Annotated in this window: 4 protein-coding genes; all 4 read right to left on the bottom strand. The window is 32.7% G+C overall.

Going from position 1 to position 2,335, the window contains the following annotated elements:
• Positions 1 to 98 precede the first annotated feature (98 nt).
• Positions 99 to 227 (bottom strand): hypothetical protein, encoded by a 129-nt coding sequence (locus DWZ60_RS18770; protein ID WP_279220347.1) that lies wholly within the window; start codon positions 225 to 227, stop codon positions 99 to 101.
• Between the two features lie 182 nt (positions 228 to 409).
• Positions 410 to 1,093 carry a hypothetical protein gene (locus DWZ60_RS16805; RefSeq protein ID WP_118667087.1) on the bottom strand — a complete coding sequence of 228 codons (684 nt, stop codon included), beginning with the start codon at positions 1,091 to 1,093 and terminating at the stop codon, positions 410 to 412.
• Position 1,094: 1 nt separating this feature from the next.
• Complete coding sequence (locus DWZ60_RS16800; protein ID WP_118351276.1) at positions 1,095 to 1,496, bottom strand: ATPase; 402 nt, start codon at positions 1,494 to 1,496, stop codon at positions 1,095 to 1,097.
• Positions 1,486 to 1,848, bottom strand: a complete 363-nt coding sequence (locus DWZ60_RS16795) for a DUF4869 domain-containing protein (protein ID WP_243038384.1) — start codon at positions 1,846 to 1,848, stop codon at positions 1,486 to 1,488. The genes DWZ60_RS16800 and DWZ60_RS16795 overlap by 11 nt, the downstream gene beginning before the upstream one ends.
• Positions 1,849 to 2,335 lie beyond the last annotated feature (487 nt).

The following is a 2,335-nucleotide window of genomic DNA, read 5'->3' as shown; positions in this document are numbered from 1 at the left end:
GTCAGTTAAAAAAGTTAAGTACTAAACTTTTTTGACTATGTTATTTTGTTGAGTATGATTATGGCATAACTTGAAGTGAATAAAAAGGTACTCAGGTTCTACCGTTTACTATTAATGTCAATCTCTTTTCTCTTTAATTTGTCTTTTATAATTAACACCCAGCTTCTTCCCGCCTCTTCTAAGGTAACTAAAGAACTAATCATCCCAATTGCTGCTGCCAAATCCATTTACTATTCACCTTCTCCCAATTCTTGTATCTTCTTCCTACTTTACACCGAATCAATAAATTGTTCTCTATTCAAAATACCAACTGTTTCCTGCATTCACATTCCCCTTTGCTCTTCAGATAAAAATTTGTCTTATTAATGTATCATTTATTATGCATTACGAAAAATATAGTCTTATTAAACTATTCTTTCAAAGTAATATCTCTCATTATCCTTTGTACTTCCTCTGACCGTATCAGCATCCTCATCTTCTCATCCCCACCTTCAACCTCAGGCTTACCACACCTAAGATTATCCGTATGCTCTGACACACAACAATCTTTATACCAGCATTCACCCATAAGAGTCCCTTTAACAGACCACTTTTCATTTTGTGTAAATTCACCAACCAATGACTTCATCACACGTTCTGTAGAATATCTCTTAAATCCAGCTATGTACTGTAATGTTTTCTTATCATCAATCCTTGATAAATCTATTCTGTGATTCTCAACTGCCGCCAAAACTTTATCACGGATTTTTATTTTATCGGTCTTTCCAGTGCCTGTCCATTCTACCAACTTATCAAATGCAAGAATCAGGTACTCAAAACAAATCATATCCAGAATTACAATCTTTCCTTCCGACTTATCTGTTATTGATTTCAACATACGATACTTATTGCGAATGTCTTGATTGTCAACCACATAATCAAATGCAATATAGTATTTATCGTCATCTTTAATATCCAAGTCTATTAATGCATCCAATAATCCCTGATTGCTCCCTTTACTCTCAACTACAAGTTCATTGTCAGAGAAAAGCCGATTAACTAATTTCCAGAAGTGAAGTCCTGCACCAGTATCCTCTGCCCATAAATATCTCATATCACAACTCCTCTTCTAGTGTTATCCTATTATTATCAAACTTCAACACCTTAAAGCTCTTATCAGACACATTAAGTCCGTCACAATTTCGCAAGAAGAGCATATACTGATTTGATAACTCAAAATTAATAAATCTCCTAACATCATCATTAATCAAACAATCTGCATTATCTATCACAATAAAACTATCTCTGCACTGTTTGATTGCCACTAAAAAATCATCTGATTTATAATTAAACAGCTTGATAGCCTTGTATTCGTCTGTCAATCTTATATCTTCAAGCATTTCATAAAGTACTGTTTTCCCGGTACCACTGTCTCCACCAACAAGTGTAATTCTGTCATCAAATTCCAAATCGTATGAAAATGGATCAGCTTTGAATCTAACATTTTTATAAATCATCTGCCTCTCTCCTTTCATATTCATTACTCCACCATGCATTATAACCTCTGCCACCGATAACTATATCAGAATCATTAAATCTGATTTTGGCATCATCCGGAATATCAAAAAGCGTTGGTCTTGACATATAAATCTTAATATTATCCATAGTAAAAAGTATTCTAAGTACATTCGGTCCACATTCCTCAACATTTACCACTTTATCAGGATGCTTTATAATATTAAGTAATGTCTTGCAACCTGATGATAAATTTCGAATTGTACCCAAGCCATATTTTGTTTCTATATGCTTATCTGGCGTCAGCTTAGCCGCATCCACTTGTTGAATCAAATCAATTTCTTTTTGTGACATCTCTTCATTGCCTGTATTCAGGTTAAAATATAGGTCATTCTGAAATATCCAATCCTTTTAAATTCTTTTTTTTCTGTATAGACGTTTATCATTGATATTACTCCTTCAATTTACTATCAATTTTGTACCAATGTCTTTTCACCTGATTCCGAATACCACTCTCAAGCACCTTACTTTGACTAAATATCTCATCCGCTTTATATGCATATGTTAAGAAATTCCCATGATCCTTAGAATACTTACTTGCCCCTAAATGTGTATACGAATGATAAATTGCTTTCTTTCCAGCATTAAACGATTTTTCATCCGTGTTCTCTTTTAATTCTTTTAATTTTTCTATATGCTCTACAATAAAACTTAAATAAACTTTCTTTCCAGCATTAAACGATTTTTCATCCGTGTTCTCTTTTAATTCTTTTAATTTTTCTATATGCTCTACAATAAAACTTAAATAAACTTTTATCCCTTATATGAACAATTCTACCAT

The organism is Blautia sp. AF34-10 (genome assembly GCF_003477865.1).
Classification (GTDB): Bacteria; Bacillota; Clostridia; order Lachnospirales; family Lachnospiraceae; genus Fusicatenibacter; species Fusicatenibacter saccharivorans.
This window is presented reverse-complemented; position numbering and strand designations above follow the sequence as displayed.